The sequence below is a fragment of the Sphingomonas sp. genome (genome assembly GCF_017744835.1).
Taxonomy (GTDB): Bacteria; Pseudomonadota; Alphaproteobacteria; order Sphingomonadales; family Sphingomonadaceae; genus Sphingomonas.
Genome location: NZ_JAGIAM010000004.1, coordinates 306,229 through 329,583 on the forward strand (window position 1 = coordinate 306,229; position 23,355 = coordinate 329,583).

18 protein-coding genes are annotated in these 23,355 nt (G+C 64.5%); 10 read left to right on the forward strand and 8 right to left on the reverse strand.

The window, feature by feature from the left end:
- Nucleotides 1-33: 33 nt before the first annotated feature.
- Nucleotides 34-1,068 (forward strand): hypothetical protein, encoded by a 1,035-nt coding sequence (locus tag J7500_RS14255; RefSeq protein WP_294062484.1) that lies wholly within the window; start codon nucleotides 34-36, stop codon nucleotides 1,066-1,068.
- Here the strand turns inward: J7500_RS14255 and J7500_RS14260 are convergent.
- The gene (locus J7500_RS14260) at nucleotides 1,063-2,325 is read right to left on the reverse strand and encodes a glycosyltransferase (RefSeq protein WP_294062485.1); all 1,263 of its coding nucleotides are present in this window, start codon (nucleotides 2,323-2,325) and stop codon (nucleotides 1,063-1,065) included. The two genes, J7500_RS14255 and J7500_RS14260, sit on opposite strands and share 6 nt — an antisense overlap.
- A gap of 530 nt (nucleotides 2,326-2,855) precedes the next feature.
- Here J7500_RS14260 and J7500_RS14265 point away from each other — a divergent pair.
- The 7 genes from J7500_RS14265 (at nucleotide 2,856) to J7500_RS14295 (ending at nucleotide 11,693) form a co-directional block, all read left to right on the forward strand.
- A complete protein-coding gene (locus J7500_RS14265; protein ID WP_294062486.1) occupies nucleotides 2,856-4,262 on the forward strand; it encodes a sugar transferase in 1,407 nt (468 codons plus the stop codon).
- Between the two features lie 121 nt (nucleotides 4,263-4,383).
- Nucleotides 4,384-5,643: a DegT/DnrJ/EryC1/StrS aminotransferase family protein gene (locus J7500_RS14270; RefSeq protein WP_294062487.1), complete on the forward strand. Its 1,260-nt coding sequence runs from the start codon at nucleotides 4,384-4,386 to the stop codon at nucleotides 5,641-5,643.
- 100 nt (nucleotides 5,644-5,743) lie between these two features.
- Nucleotides 5,744-7,075 (forward strand): glycosyltransferase family 4 protein, encoded by a 1,332-nt coding sequence (locus J7500_RS14275; RefSeq protein ID WP_294062489.1) that lies wholly within the window; start codon nucleotides 5,744-5,746, stop codon nucleotides 7,073-7,075.
- Nucleotides 7,076-7,084: 9 nt separating this feature from the next.
- Nucleotides 7,085-8,212 (forward strand): glycosyltransferase, encoded by a 1,128-nt coding sequence (locus tag J7500_RS14280; RefSeq protein WP_294062490.1) that lies wholly within the window; start codon nucleotides 7,085-7,087, stop codon nucleotides 8,210-8,212.
- A 2-nt stretch (nucleotides 8,213-8,214) separates the two neighbouring features.
- The gene (locus tag J7500_RS14285; protein ID WP_294062492.1) at nucleotides 8,215-9,354 is read left to right on the forward strand and encodes an acyltransferase; all 1,140 of its coding nucleotides are present in this window, start codon (nucleotides 8,215-8,217) and stop codon (nucleotides 9,352-9,354) included.
- A gap of 160 nt (nucleotides 9,355-9,514) precedes the next feature.
- Nucleotides 9,515-10,453, forward strand: coding sequence for a class I SAM-dependent methyltransferase (locus J7500_RS14290; RefSeq protein WP_294062494.1), 939 nt, complete (start codon nucleotides 9,515-9,517; stop codon nucleotides 10,451-10,453).
- Nucleotides 10,454-10,586: 133 nt separating this feature from the next.
- A complete protein-coding gene (locus tag J7500_RS14295) occupies nucleotides 10,587-11,693 on the forward strand; it encodes a cell wall hydrolase (protein WP_294062496.1) in 1,107 nt (368 codons plus the stop codon).
- 16 nt (nucleotides 11,694-11,709) lie between these two features.
- Here the strand turns inward: J7500_RS14295 and J7500_RS14300 are convergent, their stop codons facing one another.
- Entirely contained in the window at nucleotides 11,710-12,612 is a 903-nt protein-coding gene (locus J7500_RS14300) for a response regulator transcription factor (protein ID WP_294062497.1), read from the reverse strand.
- A gap of 493 nt (nucleotides 12,613-13,105) precedes the next feature.
- Nucleotides 13,106-13,690 (reverse strand): LuxR C-terminal-related transcriptional regulator, encoded by a 585-nt coding sequence (locus J7500_RS14305; RefSeq protein ID WP_294062498.1) that lies wholly within the window; start codon nucleotides 13,688-13,690, stop codon nucleotides 13,106-13,108.
- A 697-nt stretch (nucleotides 13,691-14,387) separates the two neighbouring features.
- Between J7500_RS14305 and J7500_RS14310 the strand changes: the two genes are divergently transcribed.
- Nucleotides 14,388-15,554 (forward strand): calcium-binding protein, encoded by a 1,167-nt coding sequence (locus tag J7500_RS14310; protein WP_294062499.1) that lies wholly within the window; start codon nucleotides 14,388-14,390, stop codon nucleotides 15,552-15,554.
- 308 nt (nucleotides 15,555-15,862) lie between these two features.
- Nucleotides 15,863-18,370 (forward strand): EAL domain-containing protein, encoded by a 2,508-nt coding sequence (locus J7500_RS14315; RefSeq protein ID WP_294062500.1) that lies wholly within the window; start codon nucleotides 15,863-15,865, stop codon nucleotides 18,368-18,370.
- 540 nt (nucleotides 18,371-18,910) lie between these two features.
- Here the strand turns inward: J7500_RS14315 and J7500_RS14320 are convergent.
- The 5 genes from J7500_RS14320 to trbL are packed head-to-tail and all read right to left on the reverse strand — an operon-like array spanning nucleotide 18,911 to nucleotide 23,343.
- The gene (locus J7500_RS14320) at nucleotides 18,911-19,138 is read right to left on the reverse strand and encodes a DUF2274 domain-containing protein (RefSeq protein WP_294062501.1); all 228 of its coding nucleotides are present in this window, start codon (nucleotides 19,136-19,138) and stop codon (nucleotides 18,911-18,913) included.
- Between the two features lie 7 nt (nucleotides 19,139-19,145).
- Nucleotides 19,146-20,360, reverse strand: coding sequence for a TrbI/VirB10 family protein (locus J7500_RS14325; protein ID WP_294062502.1), 1,215 nt, complete (start codon nucleotides 20,358-20,360; stop codon nucleotides 19,146-19,148).
- On the reverse strand, nucleotides 20,357-21,229 hold the full coding sequence (gene trbG, locus J7500_RS14330; protein ID WP_294062504.1) for a P-type conjugative transfer protein TrbG: 873 nt from the start codon (nucleotides 21,227-21,229) through the stop codon (nucleotides 20,357-20,359). Before trbG ends, J7500_RS14325 begins: the two co-directional genes overlap by 4 nt.
- Nucleotides 21,226-22,038, reverse strand: coding sequence for a conjugal transfer protein TrbF (trbF, locus tag J7500_RS14335; RefSeq protein WP_294062505.1), 813 nt, complete (start codon nucleotides 22,036-22,038; stop codon nucleotides 21,226-21,228). Before trbF ends, trbG begins: the two co-directional genes overlap by 4 nt.
- Before the next feature lie 3 nt (nucleotides 22,039-22,041).
- Nucleotides 22,042-23,343: a P-type conjugative transfer protein TrbL gene (gene trbL, locus J7500_RS14340; RefSeq protein WP_294062507.1), complete on the reverse strand. Its 1,302-nt coding sequence runs from the start codon at nucleotides 23,341-23,343 to the stop codon at nucleotides 22,042-22,044.
- Nucleotides 23,344-23,355: the final 12 nt, after the last annotated feature.

Consider the following 23,355-nt stretch of genomic DNA (forward strand, 5'->3'; position numbering starts at 1 on the left):
CGCGACAGCGACGCCTTGGGAGAGGAGGGGATCATGGCCATCGCCGGTGAGACCGCCGGTACGGCGGCGCAAAGTCCCGGCGCTTTGGAAAAGCTGGTGGCAAGGCTTGCTGGCACGGGGCGGAGGATCGGGGCCTGGTTGCGCGACCTCCCTGCCCGCTCCGCCTTGCGCATATGCAATCATGGGGTCGTGCGCCCGCTCCTTGGCCGCCGTCATCGCCGCGCGCTTGCCGACAACCGCGCGCATCTTCCGTTCCTGGCGCGCAAGGATTCCGAAATCGTGGCAGGTCTGGAGCGCGACGGGGTCTTCGTAACGACGCTGGGCGCGCTCGGCCTGACCGGGAGCGACGAAATCACCAGGATCGCCGCTGCGCTGGGGGGCGCGTTCGCTCCGGAAGCACATGCGCGCCTCTCCAAAGGACAGGCGTTCCTCTACGTGCCTCCCGAGACAGTCGCTGCTCACCCACTGCTATTCTCCTGGGGGCTTCAGGATCGCCTGCTGGACATCGCAGAGGCTTATATAGGGCTGCCCGCTGCCTATGATGGCGTGTGCATAAACTACACCGTTGCCGACGGGCGCGAAGTGTCGACACGGCGATGGCATCGCGACTGGGAAGACCGAAAGATGCTCAAGGTCGCGATCTACCTTCACGACGTGGACGGCAACAACGGCCCGTTCGAGCTGATCTCAAGAAAGGATTCGACGCAGAGCGACGCGGACGGATTCGTCTACGGCCTCGCAGACAATGAAGATCTGGAGCGGCGTTTTGGTGCCAACTTCGCCAAGGACGTCATCAGTTGCGAGGGTCCGGCAGGTACCGTGATCTTCGTTGACACCGCTCGCTTCTTCCACCGCGGCAAGCCCGCCACGCACGGGGATCGGATCGCGCTGTTCTACAGCTATTTCTCGCACCGGCCCCGTCACCCCTTCTTATGCGAGCGCACGGGTATGCCTCGCCGCGAGATTGCGCGCCTCTCGGCAAGCCTTTCCCCTCGTCAACGTAGCGCAGCGCTGTGGCGGCGGAAATTGCCGACCATCCTCCGACTGGTCCCACCTGCGCGACTATAGCTGGGGAACCACCTCTGCACGAAGCCGAGCGCTCAACGCGCTCCCTGCGCGAAGGCATGGCAGGAGCAGTGCAGCGAGAGCCCGCGCATTTGCATCGGGATCATGCAAGGAACGTACGCGCGCCTGCCCCGCAGCGCCCATCGCGCGCAGCTGCTCGGGCGAAGCGTCGAGCGCGCGCAGCAACGCGAGCGTCAAGGCTTCCACCGAACCGGCCGGGATCAGCCAGCCGGTTTCCTCGTCGACCAGCTCCGGAATCCCTGCCACAGCGGTGGCGATCACCGCCCGCCCCAGCGCGAGAGCCTCCATGAGCACGACGGGCAGACCCTCTGCGAAGCTGGGCAATATCAGCGCACGCGCCAATGCAATCTCCCGCACGACCTCCGCCGGCGATCGCCAGCCGAGGAGATTGACACGCCCGAGCAAACCCAAGCGCTCGATCTGCTCCTCAAGCGATCGTCGCTGTTCGCCGTCGCCGATGATGTCGAGGGAAAAGTCTGCGCTCGCGGGAAGGGCAGCGACCGCCTGCAGGAGCAACGGTAGCCCCTTCTGCGCACTCAATCGCGCTACGCAAACAAAACGGCGCGGATATTTGGCTGCCATGGGCCCAGCCAGATAGATCGGTGCGACGGCGCATCGGACGAGATGGATACGCGGCCAATCCTTTGGGTGGGACCAGCGCATGAGCTGGCCGCGTCCAAAGCTGGAAACGCCCACCACGAACGCCGCGTCGGCGATCTTGCCCGCAAGGTCGAGGCCGAGGGGCGCATCGAACTCGTCGGGGCCGTGCGCGGTAAAGCTGTAGCTGATTGTCGCCATCCGACAGGCGAGGCGCGCCACGCTGACGGGGTTGGTCCCGAAGTGGACATGGAGGTGCCGAAGCTGGCGACGCTCGAGCTCGTCGGCGAGCAACGCCGCCTCGGCAAAATAGGCGCAGGCGCGGATAAGGCGGCTCGCCCCCCCGTGGCCGGCACCCGGACCCGCGAGCGCCTGGACCAGCGCCGCGAGCGTGCCTCCTGGCCGTCTCCAAAAGCGGCGCACGACACCCACCAACAGCCCTCTCATATTGCCGCCCAGCAGCGGGATCGTCCGTTCGAGCTCGACGCACGCCTCCGCGTCACTGGGCTTCCCGGGAGCCCGCCGGATCGTGAAGCGGGTGATCTCGACTCCGGCCCGTTCGAGCGCAGCGATTTCCGTTTGAATGAAGCTGTGGCTGACCTTCGGATAGACATTCGTCAGATAGGCAATGCGCGCGGGCACCGCGGACACCCCAGGCAAGGCCTGGGCGCCCGAACGATCCTTTCGAGCTTGCCCCGAAGATGACGGCCCACGCCCGACCCTTGGAGCACCTTCACCCTTCGTCATTCCCGCCCTTTCGCCCGAAGTTGGCGGCGCCAGCATGGCCTGAGGATTTCTCGGGAAACATTCCCAGTTTTCCCAAGCTTTTTTGACTAGTCGAGTCTTTGATCCCGATCCCCCGAATGGTCCCCACGGCTTGGCAGGTGAAAATGATCGTATCGCTGGAGGCCGATATGACATTGTTCCGAGCCGCGCTCGTATTGTGGTTGCTGCCCACACTCACCTTTCTCGCGATCGCCGTTCTCGTGTACCCGGCGATGGTAGTGGCGCGGAGGCTGCGGCGTCCGGCGCCCCGGTACGTTGTCCCGGCGACCGACTCAGTCGTTCCAGCGGCCGATGGCTGAGCGTTGCGCTTCATCATTGGCCCGTCTTGGGCCTTCCGCGGCCGGACCCGTCGCGCGGCGACCACGGCACGCCTGGTCGAGTGCGCTATGATCACGCATTCATCCGCGCACAATGCGGTGCGCCGCTTGCTCGGGCTTGCGACCGTGCGCTCCGTCGATCGGCGCGCGTCTCGCTGCAAGGCCCACCGCCGCTTCCAGCTCTATTTGGTGACCGCGCTCGGGGAAGCGTCGGCGTTGCTCCTCGGCTTTTACCTCGCCGGTCGCATCTGGCCCGCTCCCGCCGGTGGGCTTGACGTAACGGGTCTGCTCTTCGTGCTGTTGCCACTGCACGCCGGAGTGACTTTCCAGTTCGGCGCCTATGGCCTGACCTCACTGCAGAGCTGGAAGCGCGGGCTTCGGCTCGCGCTTTGCGCTTTGCTCCTGTCTGCACTCACCATCGTGGCCATTGCAGGGACATTCAATGCGCAGTTCGCCAAGGGCGTGTTGGCGCTGGGCATGGCATTTTCCGGCACGGGAGTCGTGATCGTGCGGCATTTGGCGCATCAGCTGGCATCACGCCTTCTGCCCGATGGGCCGATCGAAATCGTCGTGCTCTCGGACACCCCCGCCGAAGTCGCCCATCTTGGGCACCCGATCGTCGATGCGAGGCCGTTCAAAGGCGCCTGCAACCTGGACTCTCCCCAAGCTCTCGATTCCCTCGGACGCGCGATCGGCCGCGCCGACCGCGTATTGGTCGCGTGCAGGACGGATCGGCAGCGCTGGATCACTGCACTCAGAGGGCTGGGCGCCGACGTCGAGATCCTGCTGCCCGAGTTCGATGCCCTCGGCGTGCTGAGCATAAACCGGCAGCATGGCCTTCTTTCCGCATGCGTCGCCATGGGCCAGCTAGCGCTGCACGAGCGCGTCCTGAAACGGGCGTTCGACCTGGTCACGGTGCTCTGGCTGCTTCCCCTCCTGTTCCTGGCTCTCGCCTTGGTGTCGGTCGCTATCAAGCTCGAGGACGGCGGTCCGGTGTTCTTTGTCCAGCGGCGCATAGGCCATGGGAATCGCTTCTTCGACCTCTACAAGTTCCGGACGATGCGCGTGGAGGCGCTCGACCTTCGGGGCACAAAGTCCGCCGTTCGCGGCGACCCCCGGATCACCCGCATTGGCGCTTTCCTTCGCAGCACGAGTATCGATGAGCTCCCGCAGTTGCTCAACGTGCTTGCCGGCAGCATGAGCATCGTTGGGCCACGCCCGCACGCAGTGGGGTCGAAAGCGGGCGATGAGCTGTTCTGGGTGGTGGACGAGCGCTACTGGCTTCGCCACGCTGCCAAGCCGGGACTGACCGGCCTGGCGCAGGTCCGCGGCTATCGCGGCGCCACCGATACGCGCGCGGCGATCGTGAACCGTATCCAGGCGGATCTCGAGTATCTGGTTGGCTGGTCGCTGTGGCGCGACATCCGGATTCTTGCCGCGACAATCGGCGTGCTCGCGCATCCCAATGCCTACTAACGCGACCGGCCAAAGCATCAGGGTGGGGAGAACTCACCACCGAAGAATCGGTGCGGGCAACGCAGTCTGACGCCGGACGGCGCCGCGGCATATCCTTCGCCATATAGGCAGGGAGGCGGACATGGAATTGACGAGGGTTGCTGCGGGACGACGCCGGTTGACACCCAGCGATAACGCACGACAGGCAGAGTCGGCCGAAGTCGCCTCAGCGATCCCGGCCCGCGCGCCGCCTGTCGACCTCGATGAGGCCCCGGTGACGCGGCCGTTTCTGCCGCCACTGGAGGAATTCCAGCCTTACCTGGAGCAAATATGGAAAAACCGCTGGCTGACTAATTGCGGTCCTTTTCACGAACAGCTGGAAGCGGAGCTCGCCGTGCATCTCGGCGTGGATCACCTCGCCCTGACTTCGAACGGGACCACCGCGCTCCAGATGGCCTTCCAGGCGCTCGATCTGCAGGGCGAGGTTATCACGACGCCATTCACCTTCGTCGCAACGGCCCACGCACTGCGCGCCTGCAATCTGCGGCCCGTTTTCGTGGACATCGATCCCCGAACAGGCAACCTGGATCCGGCAAAGATCGAGCAGGCGATCACAAGCGACACCAGCGCCATCCTTCCGGTGCATTGCTTCGGCCATCCGTGCCAGACGAACCGCATCGCCGCCATTGCCGAAAGGCACTCCCTCAAGGTGGTCTATGACGCGGCCCAGGCATTCGGTGTGCGCCGCGACGGCGAAAGCCTGCTGCGATCGGGCGACGCGGCCTGCGTCAGCTTTCACGCGACCAAGGTGTTCAACACGTTCGAAGGCGGCGCAGTGATATGCCCCGATGTGCGCACCAAAAGGCGGATCGCGCAATTGCGCAATTTCGGCTTCACCGACACGTATTCGGTGGACGCGATAGGCACCAATGCGAAGATGAACGAGGTTCAAGCTGCGTTCGGCCTGCTTCAGCTGAAATACGTCGACGAGGCGATCTCCAGGCGCGGGGCGATCGCGGCGCGGTACGCGGCCACGCTGCGATCGCTCGAGGACATCGAACTCTTCGAGCCGGAGGCGGGATGGCAACCCAATCATTCCTATTTCCCGATGCTCCTGGGGGAAAGGATCGCCGACCAGCGCGACGCGCTTTGCGCCCGGCTGCTTGCCGCGGGGATCCATTCGCGTCCCTATTTCTGGCCCTTGGTAACCGATCACGCCGTCTACCGGCATGTGCCTTCAGCGGCGGCCGAGCTGCTGGTGGCGCGCGACTTCGCGCGACGCGTGCTTTGCCTGCCGCTCTATCCGGATCTGGCGGTGCGCCACGTGGACAACGCCGTCTCCATCGTGGCGGAATTCTGCCAAGCCGAGACATCGCGCCCTCTTGCGCGAGCGGCGAGGTGAGCGGGGCACCTCCCAGAACTACCCACCGGAATGGATGCATGGCGGGGACGAGCGCGCGCTGGTACGATCCCAAGGCCACTGCAAGCAAAGCGAGGTAGATGTGACAGACACGCCGCATCTTGGCACCAATCGGCTCAAGATAATCATGGTTGCGGAAAATGTTTCTCGCAACATGAGCGGTGAAACCATTTTGCCTTACTACTATTTGACCAATTTTCTTGCACTGGGCCATGAGGTGCACGTCATTTGCCACGCACGGACGCGCAAGCAGCTCCAGGCGGAGCTTGACCCCGAGTTGTTCGCTCGCTTCACCTTCGTCAGTGACGGCCCACTCCAGAAGATGTTGTTCCGTATTGGAGGGATCTTTCCGCACCGCGTCGAAGACCTGATCTTCAACCAGCTTATCCAGCTCCTTACGCAATTGCGCATGCGGCGGATGGTGAAGGAGCACGTCGCCCGGGACGGTGCAGACGTCGTCTTCCAACCCGCCCCAATTGCCGTGAAAGCGATAAGCTTCATGCATAGGGTCGGTGCACCGGTGGTCATCGGTCCGATGAGCGGCGGGATGGACTTGCCGCCCGCATTCCGGAAGATGGACGGCCGTTTGGTACGGCTCGCTATCGCAGGAACGCGCTACGGGTCACGCGTTCTGCATTGCCTGTTCCGGGGCAAACGCGATGCGGCCGTGTTGCTCGTGGCCAACCGTCGCACCCGCATGGCGTTGCCGCCGGGCATGCGCGGCGAGGTCCGTGAGGTCATGGAAAGCGCGGTGGATCTCGGCCGTTGGCGGCCGCGCAGTGCCCGCTCGGAGCCTGGCGGGACCATGTCCTTCATCTTCTGCGGCCGCTTCGTCGACTGGAAGGGCATCGACTATCTTGTCCGCGCATTCGTCCCCTTGGCTCGCGAGGGCGGCGTCCGTCTCGACCTCGTCGGCGACGGCGAGTTGTTCGGCAGGATCGAGGAATTGATACAGGCCGAAGGCATATCGGACTGCGTGGTAATGCACGGGCGTGTTCCGCTGGAGCGCTATATCGCGCTGTTGCACGAAGCGGACGCCTACGTGTCGCCTTCGCTTCGCGAGTGCGGCGGTATCGCCATGATGGAGGCAATGGCGGTTGGCGTCCCGGTAATCGCCACCGAGTGGGGCGGGGCTGCCCAATATGCCGGCAGCGACTGCGCGATCCTCGTTCCCCCGACGTCGGAGCGCGCTTTTGTCGACGGACTGACAGCGGCGATGCGCCGCCTCGCTGCCTCTCCCGATCTGCGCCGCGCGCTGGGACGCGCCGGCCGCAGCCACCTCGAGCGCGAAGGCCACGACTGGGCGGTGAAAGCCAGGCACGTCGCCGCCATTCTGCACGAAGCTTCCGGACGGCACCGGCTCCGTGTGTCGCGAGCCGCCCTGATGCCGGTGCCACTCTCTCAGGTTGTTTGAAGGCTGGTCATGGAAAAGATCGAAGCACCGCACATCGTCTTCTACGCCCGCTCGCTCTACAACGGGGGAGTCGACCGCGTGGTGTTCAACCTTGCGGAAGAGTTCCTTTCCCGAGGACTCCGCCCACTGATCCTGGTCGATGTCGACAATCCCTATTCGCCGTTCAAGGACCTGGTACCTGAGGGGGTTCCCTATGTGGTGCTGGGTGCCAAGGGCATGATCGCTCGGCTGGTCAAGCTGCGTGCGTTCCTGCGCAAGATGCGCCCCCAGGCGGTGATGTGCACCGGCTTTGGATTTCCCAATCTCTGCGCCATCGTGGTGCGATGGTTCGCCGGCTTCAGATTCCGCCTGATGCTGACGGAGCACTGCTTTCCATCGGTGGACCATGAGAACGCCAAGCCCTGGCAGGCCCGCTACTGGTTCTTTCCGCTGGCGCATTTTCTCTATCCCTTTGCGGACAACATCGTGGCTGTTTCGAAGGGCACAGCCACGGATCTCGCCAAAGTGATCAACATCGACCCGCGAAGGATCACATGCATCTACAATCCAATCGTGAACGACGGCCTGATCGAGTCTGGCAAGGCGCCCGTCGACCATGCCTGGTTCCACGATCCCGACGTGCCGGTGGTCATCGCGATCGGCCGGCTGGAGCATCAAAAGGATTTCGGCACGCTCATCTCGGCCTTTTGGCACGTACGACAGCAGATGCGCTGTCGACTCGTCATTCTGGGGGACGGCGGCGAGCGCGAGATGCTGAGCGCCATGATCGACAGGCTAGGCCTCTCCAACGACGTATCGCTGCCCGGCTTCGCGCCGAACCCCCATGCCTATACCGCGAAGGCTAAGCTGCTCGTATTGTCGTCCCGCTTCGAGAGCCTGGCGAACGTCGTCGTCGAGGCCATGGCGCTGGGCACGCCGGTCATCGCGACCGACTGCCCTTCCGGCCCTGCCGAGGCGCTCGACGGCGGTCGTTTCGGACGGCTCGTTCGCGTCGAGGATCCGGAAATGCTTGCCGAGGCCATGCTCGACCTTTTGCGTGCGAGGCCGGCGCCTGTGCCGGCCTCATGGCTGGAACAGTTCACGACCCGCACATCCGCCAGCCGCTATCTGGAGCTGCTGGCACCCGCATTGCCTTGACTATGTCCGACGCTCGAGCCGCACCACTGGCCCAGCTGACTTCGCTGCGCTTCCTTGCGGCGCTCCTGGTGTTTTTTTCGCACTTGGCTTTCCTCGAGCGGAGCAACAGCCCGTTTCTACGCGAGCTCTACGATCTTTTCTTTCGGCAAGGCGCTTGCGGCGTCACCTTCTTCTTCATTCTCTCCGGATTCATCCTCACCCACGCCTATGAGCAGACACTGCAACGAGGCGAAATCCCCGTCGCGATCTATCTGTACCGCCGGGCCGCCAGGATATTCCCGCTTCACTTGATGGCAGCCGGTGCATTTCTCGGCTATCTCGCGATCCGCCACGACTTGCCGGTATGGCGCGCCGTGCCGCTCAACCTCGCGCTGCTGCACAGCTGGTTCCCCGACCCGCTCGTCCACTACTCGCTCAACGGACCGTCGTGGAGCCTTTCGAACGAGCTGTTCTTCTACCTGCTCTTCCCCCTTCTCGTGAGGGTGGACGCGCGAATGCTGCAGCAGGCCTTTCTTGCCGGCGCGATCATAATCATCGCGGGCGCCTGTGTCGCGGCATCCGTGGTCGATGGCTATTCTCCTTTCGTCGATTGGCTCTTCTATGCCTTTCCGCTCACCCGACTGCTCGAATTCGTCGCAGGCATCCTGCTGTGCCGCGCCTGGCGCGCGGGAGTCGGATATTCCTGGGCGACCGGCTGGGTCGAGGCGCTCCTGGTCCTCACCATCGGGGCGACAATGGTCTCGGTCGAGTGGTTCGCCATTCCATTGGCCTTCCGATATCAGCTCGCTTTCCTGCCCCCAATGGCTGCACTGATCCTGGTGTTTGCGTACGGGCGCGGCGTTTTGGCGCAGTGGTTGCGAAGTCCGGTTCTTCAAAGGCTCGGCGAGGCGTCCTTCGCGCTCTACCTCGTTCACCGGCCGCTGATCACGTTTCTCGAGCGCTGGTCTGGGCGCAATGCGACGAGCGATGGCGCGTTGGCCCTCGCAATGCTGCTGCTCGCCGTCGGCATCGCGATCGCAACCTTCGTGCTGGTCGATAGGTCCCTGCAATCATGGCTGAGGCGATTTGAACCCTTGCTGGTCGCCACACGGCGGGCGGGCAAGAAGCCGGCTGACAGCGCGCCCACCGTCCGGCCGTTGTAAGCGGCCATTTCGGCGATCGCCGCCACCGGATGCCTGGATGGGGCAATTCGCCTGCCGGGTTTCACCGATAGAAAGCGGGCGCTCCGTCGCGCACGCTATTTGCGGGAGGCGCGCGATGACCTGTCCTATCTGTTCTCAGGCGATGCGTCCTTGGATAGCGATGCCGATCGACGCGAAGAAGGACGCAGTGACGCTCTTCGGGCATGTCGTTCGGTGCGACCGCTGCGGACTCGGCCGATCCGCAAACATGCCGCGTCCGGAAGAGATTGTCGGATTCTACGACGTCGATGCCTATTATACGCACGGCGAGACCCACATGCGCCCGGTCACGCCGGGAGTCCTCGACAAAATCCTGGTCCGGCTGGCCTGGCACGCGGATCGGGCCTGCCCATTCGACTGCGTCGAGATCGCGCGCGCCCTGCCGGCGGGCGGAACCATCCTCGACCTCGGGTGCGGCGACGGCGAAAAGCTCGCGGCGTTCCGTGACCTCGGCTTCGTCGTCCTGGGTGTGGATCCCGACCCGAAATCGCGGGCCTTGGCGGCCTCGATGGGCCTGGAGGTGTTGGAAGGCACGGCCGAGGCGCCGCCTCCGGCAATCGACGGACGGCGGTTCGACCTAGTCATCATGTCGCATTCGCTCGAGCATTGCACCGATCCGGTGCACGCCCTGCGCAACGTACGCAGTCTCATGGCCGACGGGGGCCTCGCCTATATCGAGGTTCCCAACGCAGGCTGCCTGCACTTCGAGACCTTTCGGCAGTGCTCCGAGATGTTCGACGCACCTCGGCATTTGTGGTTCTTCACGCCCGACGCGCTGCAAAGCATTGCCGAGCAAAATGGCCTGAGGGTCGTCGGCTGGCGCTACAATGGCTTCACGCGCGTATTTACGCCCACGTGGCGAGGATGGGAGTGCGAGATATTCGCGCGGTTGGCGAAGCGGGGTTTCGCCGCCACTGCCAAGCGCCACTCGATCCCGCAATCCTTCCGCCTGCTCGCCCGCTCGGCCCTTGCGCGGCCGAAGCGGAAATATGATTCGATCGGCATCTTAACGTCCCGGGACCCCGCGCATCCGGCGCGGCCCGGCGCGACCGCTCGCTAGGACAATGCACCGCGGGCATGCGCCTGGGACCCCGACAGCGCGGACCGGGCGTAGGTCGCGCGGGGCAAGACCTGCAATTGCGGCGGTCCTGCTGGCCCTGCTGAGCACGCCGGCTATAGCCCCGATGCGCCCCATGTTGCGCGAACGCTCGCCCTACCCGGGTGCAACTGGCTCGGCATTGCTGCTGGAGCACGACGGGTTTGAGCCCGCTGCGACAGGCTATCTCGACTATATTTCGACAGCGAAGCATGCAGGCGAGTTCGACGCCATGCGGCGTCTCAATGCCGCCATTCCGCTGATGGCTGGGCTGGCGCTGCCGGCGACGCCTTTTCTGATCACCGGAACGACCGATGACCGGCTGCGCGCGCAGGACTGTCTCGCGGCAGCGGCATATTATGAGGCAGGCGACGACGCCATCGGGCAACGCGCCGTGGTGCAGGTTGCCTTGAATCGCGTGCGGCACCCCGCCTTTCCCTCCTCCATCTGCGGAGTCGTCTTCGAGGGCGCCCAACGACAGACAGGGTGTCAGTTCACCTTTACCTGCGATGGGTCGCTGGACCGCTATCACCCCTCGGATCAAGCATGGCAGCGGGCACGACAAGTCGCTGCCGAGGCGCTCTATGGCTATACCGCTTCGGCGGTCGGCCAGGCTACCCACTACCACACGGACTGGGTGCATCCGCCCTGGAGTGATCGGCTCGACAAGATCGCGCGCATCGGGACGCACTTGTTCTTCCAGGCAAGGGGCGTTCGGCCACGGGATTTTTCGTCCGCCTATGCCGGTGTCGAGCCGCGCATCGCCAGACTGGAATTCCTCTCGCCCGCCCATGCAGCTCCGTCGCCTGCGCCGTCCGACGCCGCTGTTGCGCAAACTTCCCTTGCGCTGCCCCTCGGCCCGAGTGCCGACAGACCAATGAAGGCGGACGCGGCGGGCGAACGCCTCCCGAAAACCACCACGCCGCCCGAATTTGGGCTGTTCCTCGTCGCGCTGGATCCAGCGGCCAATCCGGACAGCTATCTGCAGCTAGCACAAGCGCGATGCGCGGGTCACTTGCGCTGCAGGTTCATCGGTTGGACGGATCCGAATGCGAAAGTGGACCGGGTGCCCATTCCCGGCAGCGCGATCGACGCGATGTCCTTCAGCTTCGACCGGGACGACACGGGCGCGATGGCAGCCCGGTGGAATTGCCGGGAGTTTCCACGTCGTAACTCGCGGGAATGCCTTCGCCGCGCTCTTTAGAAGCGACGCGCTGTCCTCATGCGGACAGCCAGCCCAGCCCAGGAGCGTTCCAGTACTGCAACCCGGCAGCAGCCATCAGGAATGCGGCCGATCGCACGGCACCTAACCGGAATCGGTCCGCCCTCAGCTCAGCATCGCCGCACGCCTCGGGCTCTCGGCTCGAAAATGGGAGCAGCATCTCACCCTGGCCATCGCGCCCGGTTACGCGACGCTTGCCTTTGCCACGCGGCTCATCCTCATCTGCGCCGTCGCCGGATTCCGGATCCTCATTGTCCAGGTTGGAGTCCAAGCCGGCGTTTACGGCGCGGATCGCCGCCTGCGTACGATTTCGCACGCACAGCTTGCGCAATATTCCCTTCACGTGAACCTTCACCGTGGCCTCGCTGATCGAAAGGCGCCGGGAAATCACCTTGTTCGGGCACCCCATGATGAGGAAGGTCAGGATTTCGAGCTCCCGCGCAGAGAGATTCGCGTTCGCCAGCGTTTCGCGATCGCGTTCGTGGAGGTTACCTCCGCTGTGGAGCGGGAGAACGTCGGCCAAATTGGACGGCATCACCTTCTCGCCCATCGCAACGAGGCGCAGGGAAGCGATCAGAGGCTCACAGGATATTTCCTTGACGATATACCCATGGACGCCGGCGCGGAACGCGCAGACCATCGCAGGCAAATCGAATGTCTCGCTGAGCAGGACAACCTTCGTGTTGGGGAGCTGCTCGCGCAGGTGCGTAATGCCCTCGGCGTCATCGCCCTCGAATCCGCCATCGACAATGATCAAGAGATCATCCTCGGCATCTGAAAGCCTGGAAGCGCTATCCACCGATTGGGTGACGTTGAAATTTGCCTCTGCCAATATCCGGCTGAGGCCTTCACGGATGATCGAGTTGTGCCCCAGCAAGGCAACGCGGATTGGTGGCTTCATTCCTGAGACCCCCTTTGTCTGAGCCTCCGGCGCGCGAGACAAATCTCACGCGTCGCGAGCAGACCAACCTCTCACGCCATGATTATTCTATGTTTCTTGGACCCCACCGAATATTTCGACGTTACACAATTTTACATTCACTGTCGAATCACAGAAACATTTCAAATCGGCAGCTCTTAATGCGAGGCATCTATCTGGAATGTTTAGGCTTTCTTAAACTATGCGCATGTGTGCACATGCTGGTTCGATCCTCGCTACCTCTTAAGTATTATCAAGAAGACCGGCTGGCACCATCAAAGACCGGAGTCGCTGGGGTGGGTCTCGAGAAGTCGGTGGGATCCCACAGGCGGCTACGCCGGATTTCCGATCGCGTCGCGGCTGGTCTTCGACGCGTGACGTGACGCTTCCCGGACGGGATTTGAAGATCGGATCGATGCAGAACGGATCGCCCTGCCGGCGTGACAGTATAGGCGACCGATCTCGCGGACCCGTTTCACCCGGATGGGTGGGACCGATCCATGGACTGCAAGCGATTGCTTGCGCCGATACGCTTCAATATCGAGCGCACATGTACCTGGACCGCGCCCTCGCTGATGGACAGCGATTTGGCGACCTCCTTTTTTGCCAACCCGGTTACGAGCAGCCGGAGCACATCCAGTTGACGCGCCGTCAGCTTGAGGCCCGCCGGCCGCGCGCGCAAGTGCGCTGCTGTCGCGGCCACCGCCGAACCGACCCTCGCGCTATTCGCACGCACAAGGGCGCCGATCTGGTCTAGCTGCGAGGCGGGATATAGGGACAAACCTGACATCGCCAATCGGATTGCCGCGATTACCTGAACCGGCGCGGATTCACGCGGAAGATGGGCGCGTACTCGTGCGTCGAGGCAGATACCCAGAGTCGAAGTGTTTTGACTCCCAAGCACCAGCACGTGCGCGTCATTCCAGTGAGCAGCGATCACCCCCAACTGGGAGGTGAGCCAACCCAAGTTTGGCACATGATGCGGATCCTGGAGGACAACCACGTCCGGGGTACGCCTTCCCACCCGCGAGCCAGGGTGCTCGCACGCATCCACGATCATCCCCTCGGCCCGGGATAGCGCGACCTTCGTACAATCGCGATCCAAACGATTGGGGCTGATTACCAGCACGCACGCCGCGGTCCCGGCGTCTGGCGCGGATGAAGGAGTCTGGGGCCCCATCAGTCCATTTCACTTGGGACGAAGCTCACTCGGGGCTCGTTTCCCGTCGCGATGTCGCTCCCCGCGAGGCACTTCCTGTCCGGCCATGTCGCCATTCCCAGGCGGAACAGCGGCCACCAGACGGTGATCAATATATTCTTACTATCCTGTACCATATGGCACAACCGCCCCGAACATCCCGCGCATCATCCACCAACAACCCTGGGTGTATTCAAAGAACACGTACAGACCAGCCGATGAAAAATCTTGTCTAACGAGAATTCCGCTCGAAAATTATAGGCAATTTTTAGCAATGGTTTGCACCATGTGAGAATCCTCATCAGCCTAATTTCCGATGAAATAATTTACTTTAAACTCAATGCCAAACAACGGTGCCCGGGTTTGAGCTGCTAGATCCGCCCGCCCCTGCGCCCACGAAACAGCTGCGCACCGACAGCATAGGCTACCGCCGTGCAAGAGCTCTCACGCCGGCAGCCCATCAGCGGGAAAATGCGTAGGCAGTTTCGCCGATTGTTGCGGGGGCTGACCTGTGGTCCGATCAGGTCGCGCTTCAACGCGCCTAACTGGAGACGTCACGATGGAAATGATCCACGGCGATGCACGCGACGATTTCTTCATCGCCGATGGGCGGAAAACCACCATCCATGGCGGTGCCGGCAATGATGTGGTGAGTTATGAGGAATCCCCCTCGGCCGTGACTGTGCGCCTGGACGAATTGGCGCTGCCGGGGGGATGGGGAATCGATAGCCTTTTCGGACTTATCCACGATCTGGTCCGCGACGGTTCGGGCGGTTACGCCGACGGCGACGATCTCATCAGCATCGAAGGCGTGATCGGATCGAGCTACGACGACCGTTTGTACGGGAACTGGGTCGCGAACATGCTGAGCGGCGGCGCCGGCGACGACATGCTCTACGGCAGAGGGGGTGACGACACGCTGCGGGGTGGCGACGGGAAGGACCAGCTGTTCGGCGGCGACGGCAATGACGTTCTGCTCGGCGGCGCGGGTGGCGACAGGCTCGACGGGGGCGACGGTTTCGACACGGCGAGCTACCGAGAGGCAACCGCCGGCGTCTACGCCTCGCTCGGACTCAATTATTTTGGTGGGGAAGCGCTGGGTGACACCTATTTTTCGATTGAGGCGCTCGAGGGGAGCAACTTCGGCGATGTCCTGATCGGCGGCGCGGGCGGTGACACCTTGGTTGGTCTCGACGGCGCAGATGAACTGTTCGGCCATGGCGGGGCAGACGCTCTCTTCGGTGGCGATGGCGACGACAGCCTCTCGGGCGGAGAAAAGAACGACAACTTGGTCGGCGGCAACGGCAACGACGCTCTCACCGGCGGTGATGACAATGACAGCCTGCGCGGCGGTGACGGCAACGACTGGCTGAGCGGCGACAGCGGCAATGACAAGCTCGACGGCGGCGCTGGCACAGATGTGCTCGAAGGCGGAACGGGCAACGACATCTTCGCCTTTAGCGACCTCGGCGGGCACGACACGATCGTCGATTTCGTGAGCGGTCAGGATCGCGTGGACTTGCGTGCGATCGATGCCGTCACCGGAGGCGGCGATGACGCCTTCCTGTGGATCGGATCAGGCGCGTTCACCGGCGTTGCGGGGCAGCTGCACATTTTCGAATTGAACGGAGGCTATTTCGTCTCGGGCGACGTCGACGGCGACGGCCAGGCGGATTTCACCTTCGGCTGCAACACCGCGCTCACGAGCAACGATTTGCTCCTGTGAATCAGATCGGACTGGGGTGCGGAAACGGTGCCACACCGGCCGCAGAAATGGGGGCGCGTCTTCGGCGCAGGGGGAACCCTTTCCGCTGTGCCGGTGTGACGCCTCTCTTGTAGACACCGACTTCGCACGTGTCGATCCGGGGTGCGTCCGCTTCAAGGGGAGCTTGGCTGCGGAGCAGGTCGGACAGCCGCCAGGCGCGCTATCCAACGCAGCCTCCGAGCAGAGCCGCGTGCGCCGCTCGCAGGATCTTAACCTTCCCCTAGTCAATGGCCGCTAAGGATGGCGCGACTATCCCGGTGCCTATACCAATGCGCTTGCCTTCGTTCCTGCTGTTGTGCGTTCTGGGTGCGCTGTTCCTGAGTGCACCGCTCGTGAGCGCACCCGCCCACGGGGAGACCCTCCGCCTGCGCTCGCAGGTCTGTTACGCCAATGCAGCCGCGGGCATCTCGGTCGACGCGGCTTCGGTGAGCAGGCTGGCCTTTCGCTGTCACGCGCGTCCCTCCGGATATCACGACCGCTGGGTATGGCTGAAGCTTCGCGATGCGCGCGCGGTAGAGGCGATGCCGCAGCAGTGGCAGCTGGTCACCGACCAGGTGCAGTTCGACCGCATGGCGATGCTGGTGGTTTTCAAGGACGGTGGCGTCCAGCGGGAGGTCGTCGCGCCAGGAGCCATCGGCGGCCACGCCGCCATGGGAGGCATGCTGCGCTTCACCGTTGACCGGCCAGGCCGGGAGATCCGCGAACTCTACGTCGGTTTTCTGCGGATGGACGATTTGTCGTTCCTGCGCAAATTGTCGGCCCAGAGCCCGGCGAGCGCTACGCGGCTCGACGGTCGTTGGCGCCTCCTGATCGGCGCGTTCGCCGGAGTTCTTCTGTGCGCCTTCGCCTATAATCTCGTGATCCACGCAGGCCAGAGACTCGCTTTCCAGCGCTGGTATCTCCTCTGGTCGGCCATGACGCTCGGCTACGGCCTGTCCTGGAGCAATGCTATTGCACAGGTGATACCGGGCTTCGCCGGGCCCGTGGCGGTCCGGGCAGACTATGCCTTCCTGGCTGGCATGTTTGCCGCCTGCATCCTCTTCTTTGTCTCGGTGATCGAGAATGGCGTTCTGCCCCCTTGGCTGATCCGCTGCGGCCGGGCCCTCGCCTGCGTCAACCTGCTTCTCGGGTTCGGGGCCTGGAGCGGCTGGATCGCCTCGCCCCTCATTCTCGACAGGTCCCTCAACATCGTCTGGGCGATGGCGACGCTGTGTGCCGGCACGGGCGTGGTCCTCGCGATCAAGCGGCAGAGTCGAGTGGTGTGGTTCTATGTCGTCGGATGGACCCCGGTGCTTGCGGTCTATCTGCTGCGCTTGGCGAGAAACCTCGGCCTGCTCGAGCAGAACGACATCGTGGACATGGCCACCTTCGCTACCCTGGCTTTCGAATCGCTCGTTCTCTCCATGGCGATCGCCGACCGCTTCCGCCTGCTGCGGAATGAACGCGACGCCGCCCGGCAAGCCCGCAGCGTAATCGAGATCGAGAGCGAGACGCTGCGCAAAGCGGCGCGGACCGACTTCCTGACCGGTCTCGGCAATCGCGCCGCTTTCCAGGCGAGGTTGCGGATCATGTGCGAGGCGCCCGGGCAGCAATTCATACTGCTGCTGATCGATGTCGATCATCTCAAGGACATCAATGATCGCCTCGGTCACGACGGCGGCGACATGCTGCTGGAGAATGTCGGCCTTGGGCTGGCCCAGGCGGGCGGTACGTTGGCCCATGCGTCACGCATTGGCGGCGACGAGTTCGCGATCCTCCTGTCCGGCGGCGAGGCCGAGCAGCGGCGCGTCCGTGACGCGCTGGCAGCGCTGCAGGACAGGACGCTGACCCACGCCGGCCGCTCCTGGGCGCTCTCGCTCAGCATCGGCTGCGCCCGGTTTCCGCAGGACGCCGACACCGCGGATGCCCTGTTCAAGAACGCCGATCTGGCCTTGTACCAGGCCAAGCAGCAGGGCCGGCACCAACTGCGCGACTACGACGCGTCGCTTCGCGCGCGGCTGGATCGCAGGCAGGCGTTCAGCGAGGATGCCCACCAAGGCCTGGTACGCGGCGAGTTTTCGTTTCATTTCCAGCCGATCGTCGATCTGCACAGCCGAGCGGCGGTCTCCTCCGAAGCGCTGTTGCGCTGGCAACATCCCGTGCACGGCCTGATGACGCCGGCGATCTTCGGCGAGATGCTAGGCGACCGGAAAATCGGCCTGATGGTGCAGCAGCATGTGCTGGAGACCGGCCTCGAGGCCCTGCACCGCCATCCGGAAATGCTGCCGAGCCTGTCCATGAACTTCACGGCCGCCCAGCTTGACGGCCCTCCTGCCGCCGCGCGCCTGCTGGCGCGCCTTGACGATCACGGCATCGCGCCGGAACGGCTGTGCATCGAAGTAACCGAAGATGTCGTGCTCAACCGGACGATCAACGAGACCGCGAGGGTGCTTGGCCTATTGCACGACGCAGGCGTGAGGATCGCACTCGACGATTTCGGAACGGGATACGCATCCCTGATTCACCTCAAGCAGTTGCCCTTCGACATCCTCAAGATCGACCGCTCCTTCACCCTTGGCCTCTTCGAGGACGATGGGCAGAGCGAAGAGATCATCCGCGCCATAATCGGGCTCGGTCAGGGGCTGCGGAAGCAAGTCGTTGCCGAAGGGATCGAGACGGAACGGCAATGCGAACGGCTCCTCGAAATGGGGTGCGCATTCGGACAGGGCTATTTGTTCGCGCGTCCAGCACCCATCCGCCTCCTGGCCCAGCCTTACGTTCCGCCGGTCGCGGCCTGACCACCACTCGGTGCGGCGTTCCTCGTGGTTGTCCTTCTTCGAACGCCTGAAAGCCGACGGGTCCGTGCCATAATGCTCGCGGACGAGATGTCTTCGCTGTGCAAAAGCGACCAGCGACCTGCCCGCCCCCCAGCTTATACCAACACCTACCGGCGGCCCGTGGTATCGACCGATTTGGGTCGGCAGCCCCGAGCCTGTCCATCGGCACTCCCGGTCGGCCCCGTCGCGCCGGGCTTTAGCAAGGATCGTCATATTCCAGGCAAGCAGGTCACCAGATAGCGCGGCTTGCAAGCCAGACAGCCACCTCTGCGAGTCTGAATCTGGGGGCTCGGCGCCTCGGATTTCGGCTGCCGGACCCCATCTCATATTCGTGCGGAAAACCTGGCGGCTTGCGCTTCCGGAGCCGATCGATCTGGCGGCGCGAGAGGCGTGCCAGCTCCGCAAATTCCGCAACCGTAATCAATCGGCACTCAGCCAGCGCCTTGTCTTCGGGATCTATCTTGGCGCGGCGCACCACGTCGGGGCAACCTGACGCGCTGTTCAAGCGACGGGGCGCGACTTGCCGCGCCTGCGCTGAAATTCCCGGTCGCCGTCAAGGAACGAAGCGAGCATCGCGGGAATGAGCTCTGCCATGGGTTCTTCGCGACCATAGGTCTCCGCGTAGAGCCTCGCATAGTCATTCAATGCAGCCTGGAGGTCGGGTGAGACGGTGATCGCCAGCTTCACCGGTGTGCGATCAGGCAGTCTTGAAAGCTTCAGGTTTGGCATCGGTCACCTAGGGGCGGGAGGGAACGACCACGAGATCGCGGTGTACGACGAGGCGCACGGGCGTCCCGGGACGAATAGAAATCGTCGGCTGTATCTGCAGGTTGCGCGAGGTGAGCTGGTCGCCGGCCCGAGCCACATTCTGCTGGGTGGATTCCCGCAGCGCCTGGATCAGGTCGCTTTCGCCGGTGAAGGACAGGCTCGAGCCGACCCCGAGCAGCGTGGAGATCGCCACGCCCTTGAGGAGCTTCCAGCTATGGAAGTCGACCTTGTCTTCGAGGCCGGCATAGCCCGCCGCGTCGGTCGCAGGCACGTTCTCGATCCTGAGCGAGCGGCCATCGGGAAAGATGATGCGCTGCCACACGACCAGCGCTCGCCGCTGGCCGAATGCCACCACGGAATCATAGGTGCCGACCAGCCGGGCGCCTTGCGGGATGAGCAGTATGCGCCCTGTCGGGCTGTCGAACACCCGCTCGGTGACCTGTGCCGTGACGAGCCCGGGCAGATCGGAACGGAGCCCGGTGATCAGATTCGCCGCGACAACACTGCCGGCGGAGAGCAGGTATGGTGACGGCGCGGGGCTGACGACATGCGGATTGACGTCGTCACCGCGGTCCGCCGTGGAGACGAAGTCCGCCTTGCGCTGCTGCGCGTTGGGGTCGCGGTCGGGGTCCAGCGCCAGGCGTTGCGAATCGCCGGCGGCGGTTGCGGGCGCCGCGGGTGACGTCGTTCCACCCCCGTTTCCGAATTCCGTTCGGCTGGCAGCCTGTACAAGCAGCCCCGACTCCCTGGCCGCCTTCTGCTCGGCGGCGGCCTGATCCCGCGCTGCCTGCGCGGCCTGCTCGGCCTCCGTCGGCTGCGGCGGCGCGCCGTCGGCGGCGATCGCTTGCTGGTGCTTGAGGATGGGGCGGCCGAGGTCGCCGGGAAGCGGCGGTCCGAGCCGGGGCGCTTCGCCATAGCTTGCGGGCAAAGCACCCACTATGTCGCTGGGCGCCTTTGCCGGCTCGGCCAGGTCGTCTTGCGGGCCCACGAGCCGGAGGCTCCGGGGCTTGAGCGCCAACCAGGCAGTCACGACCAGCGCGAGGATCGCCGCGGCCGCGAGGCCCACGACCAATCCGCGCTTGAAGCGAATTGCCGGCGCGGGACGTGCGCGAAGCACAAGCGTCTCGGGATCGACTTTGGAGGCGCGTGCGCTGCCGGCGTTTGTTTCGGATTCGTCGGTCATGACGACCTCCTGCCGCGTGCTGCTGCCATACGGCTGATCCGGACGACGTGCTGCCGCTTCGCCCCAAGCCGCAGCTCCGCGACGTCGAACAGCCGATCGACGACATAATAGCGCCCGCGCAGACGGTAGTTCACGAGCTGGGCTTCGCCCTTCTCGCCGACGAGGAACAGGGGCGGAGCCTCGCCTACGCCAAGCGATGGGGCGAATTCGATGAACGTCTGCTGCCCGTCGTCGAAAGCACGCAGCGGTCGCCAGGGCGGGCGATCTCCCGAGATTTCGTAGCCAAAGTTGAGTCGCTCGACCTCGAGGCCGGCGGCGACCGGCGCGGCTGCCTCGGCGGCTTCCCGGGCACGGCGTATCGCAAGCAGTTCGTCCTGCGGGTAGCTCCAGGACAGCGCCGCCATCGCCGGGCCAGACGTGCTGCTGAGCGCGACGTGGTAGGTCCGCCGGTCGGTCGTGATCACCAGGTTCGTGTTCAAGCCGACGGCAAAGGGTTTGACCAGGACATGCGCGCGCCGGTCCGCGCCGGTGCCGCTCGTCGTGTCGCCGATAACCCACCTGGCCGTGTCGCCGCTTGCGACCGCAACGAGGGTTTCGCCCGGCTGGAGCACGATGTCGGTCACGCGCTCGGGGGCCGTATAGACGCGGTAGATCGTACCCTCGGAGAAGGCATGGACCGCCGCCCCGTTCACGAAAGCGGAACCGCGTGGTTCCGCGGTCGCCTGCCGATTGGCGGTGCGGATCGTCGCGAGGCCTTGGGATGATCGGCCTGAGCCCGACGCCGAACCCCCTTGGGCGCTGGCTATGGATGGGAACAAGGGCAAGGCAGCAACGGCGACCAACGTCGCCGCGAGAAGCTGGTGGTTCATTGCTGGTTCTCCGGAACGATCGGGGATGCCGGCACGGCATCGCGCGCCGGGTCGACGGGAGCTTGGGATGGCAAAGTCGCGGGCTGGCTTTCCGGGACGGTCGCGGCTGGCGTTGGCGCCGCTGCCGGCTCAAGCTCGCGGCTCCAGTCGATTGCATCGATGTAGATGCCAAGGGGATTGCGACGGAGCGTCTCGGCCGAGGCCCGCGGCCGGCGGATCACGGTCAGGATGCCCGTCCAGCTCGAGGTGCCTGCCTCGGCGCCGCGCTCAAAAGCTGTCTCCGTCCACTTGACCTGGAACGAACGGTCGGACGCGCGCACGACGCTGGTCACCTGAACCGAGATCGTTCGCTCGCCTACCCTGCCGAACGGATCGGCAGCGCGCGCATAGTCCCCGAGGAACTGGGCCCCTCGCCTCGTCACGAAATCATAGGCTGAGAGCCAGTCGCGCCGCATGAGCACCGAGTCGAGCGAAACCGTGCGGACCTTCTCGATGAAGCGGGAAAGGTGCCAGGCGACTTGTGCGTCGGTCGGCTGGTAATCCCGTTCGGCCTCGCTCACCGCTCGCGCCTCGCCGAGGCGGTCCACCGCGACGACGTAGGGCACGACCTTGCTCTGCAAGGATTGCCAGACGAGCGCCGCGGACATGCCTGCTGCCAGGAAAAATCCACCGAACGCGATCAGCCGCCAGTTGCGGGCCTGCACGCGCGCCGAACCTATCCGCTCGTCCCATAGTTGCCCAGCACGCTGGTAGGGTGTTTCCGGCTCCGGGGTGCTTGCATAGCGCTGGACACTTCGCCTGAAGCGCATGACCTAATCCTCCTTTTCCTTGATGTCCGGGGTGGCCGAGGCACCGCCCCGGTCGCCCTCCTTGAGCGTCTGGAGTGCGATATGGCGGTGGTGCCGCGCGTCCTGCTTGCGGCGCAGCGACTGGGCCCAGGCGGGCGGTGCCTCGCCCTGGGGTCCGACCGGTGCCGGCGTGCCGCCGGTGCCTGCGAGCGCAGACCATGCGGCAGCGCGCCCCGATTCAGCGGCTTGCCCGAGCCCGAACGCGGAGCCGGCCTTTTGGCGAATCGCCGAGGAGGCTGCCTGGGCAACACCCTTGAGGCCGGCGCCCACGCTTGACGAGCCGGCGGCCTCCTGCCCGAGCTTGTATGAAGTTGAGGCGGCCGAACCCATTGCGGTGCCGGCGCGGACCGCGCCGAGCGCTCCGCTTCCGGCGAGCCGTGCTGCACCTGTCGCGGCTCCTGCGCCGAGCGCGACGGCGCCGGCCGCACCCAGCGTCGTCCCGACTGCCGCGCCGGCCCCGAGTTGCGGGGCGCCGGCGACCAGGCCCGAAGCGATGCCCGGCCCGAAGATCCCCAGCCCGAACAGCGACAATGCACCGAGCGCGAGGCTCATTGCCTGGCCGAGGTCGGGTTCCTGGCCTTGCAGCGACGTGGTGAACTCGGCGAAGAAATTGGAGCCGATGCCCACGATCACGGCGAGCACCATCACCTTGATGCCAGAGGAGACGACGTTGCCGAGCACGCGTTCGGCGAGGAAGCTCGTCCGGTTCCACAGCGCGAAGGGCACGAGGATGAAACCGGCGAGGGTCGTCAGCTTGAACTCGATGATCGTCACGAACAACTGCACCGCGAGGATGAAGAAGGCGAGGATGACGATCGCCCAGGAGAACAGCAGCACGGCGATCGTCAGGAAGTTCTCGAAGAAGCTGATGAAGCCCATCATGCTGGATGCCTGCTCGAGCAGCGGCCAAGCCGCGGAATAGCCGGTGGCAGCGAGCCTGCCCGGCTTGAGCAGGTCGCCCGCGCTGAGCGTGTCGCCACCTGCGGTGAGACCGGCCTGCGCGAAGGACCGGAAGATGATGTCGGCGAGCGACGCGAAGCGGTTCAGGATGAGCGCGAACGCGCCGATGTAGAGGATCTTCTTCAGGAACCGCCCGAGCACGTCCTGCTCGCCGCCCATCGCCCAGAACAGTCCGGCCAGCGTGATGTCGATGCCGATCAGCGTCGTCGTGAGGAAGCCCATGTCGGGACCGAGCAGCCCGAACCCGCTGTCGATGTAGCGGATGAAGGCGGCCATGAAGCGATCGATGACGTTGAGGTCCTGCACGCGAGAAGTTCC

What these genes read in the sequence shown, in the direction of transcription:
- J7500_RS14255 (WP_294062484.1), top strand. Translation starts at nt 34, where the DNA reads ATGGCCATCGCCGGTGAGACCGCCGGTACGGCGGCGCAAAGTCCCGGC.
- J7500_RS14265 (WP_294062486.1), top strand. Translation starts at nt 2,856, where the DNA reads ATGATCACGCATTCATCCGCGCACAATGCGGTGCGCCGCTTGCTCGGG.
- J7500_RS14270 (WP_294062487.1), top strand. Translation starts at nt 4,384, where the DNA reads ATGGAATTGACGAGGGTTGCTGCGGGACGACGCCGGTTGACACCCAGC.
- J7500_RS14280 (WP_294062490.1), top strand. Translation starts at nt 7,085, where the DNA reads ATGGAAAAGATCGAAGCACCGCACATCGTCTTCTACGCCCGCTCGCTC.
- J7500_RS14285 (WP_294062492.1), top strand. Translation starts at nt 8,215, where the DNA reads ATGTCCGACGCTCGAGCCGCACCACTGGCCCAGCTGACTTCGCTGCGC.
- J7500_RS14290 (WP_294062494.1), top strand. Translation starts at nt 9,515, where the DNA reads ATGCCGATCGACGCGAAGAAGGACGCAGTGACGCTCTTCGGGCATGTC.
- J7500_RS14295 (WP_294062496.1), top strand. Translation starts at nt 10,587, where the DNA reads ATGTTGCGCGAACGCTCGCCCTACCCGGGTGCAACTGGCTCGGCATTG.
- J7500_RS14300 (WP_294062497.1), bottom strand. Translation starts at nt 12,612, where the DNA reads ATGAAGCCACCAATCCGCGTTGCCTTGCTGGGGCACAACTCGATCATC.
- J7500_RS14305 (WP_294062498.1), bottom strand. Translation starts at nt 13,690, where the DNA reads ATGATCGTGGATGCGTGCGAGCACCCTGGCTCGCGGGTGGGAAGGCGT.
- J7500_RS14310 (WP_294062499.1), top strand. Translation starts at nt 14,388, where the DNA reads ATGGAAATGATCCACGGCGATGCACGCGACGATTTCTTCATCGCCGAT.
- J7500_RS14315 (WP_294062500.1), top strand. Translation starts at nt 15,863, where the DNA reads ATGCGCTTGCCTTCGTTCCTGCTGTTGTGCGTTCTGGGTGCGCTGTTC.
- J7500_RS14320 (WP_294062501.1), bottom strand. Translation starts at nt 19,138, where the DNA reads ATGCCAAACCTGAAGCTTTCAAGACTGCCTGATCGCACACCGGTGAAG.
- J7500_RS14325 (WP_294062502.1), bottom strand. Translation starts at nt 20,360, where the DNA reads ATGACCGACGAATCCGAAACAAACGCCGGCAGCGCACGCGCCTCCAAA.
- trbG (WP_294062504.1), bottom strand. Translation starts at nt 21,229, where the DNA reads ATGAACCACCAGCTTCTCGCGGCGACGTTGGTCGCCGTTGCTGCCTTG.
- trbF (WP_294062505.1), bottom strand. Translation starts at nt 22,038, where the DNA reads ATGCGCTTCAGGCGAAGTGTCCAGCGCTATGCAAGCACCCCGGAGCCG.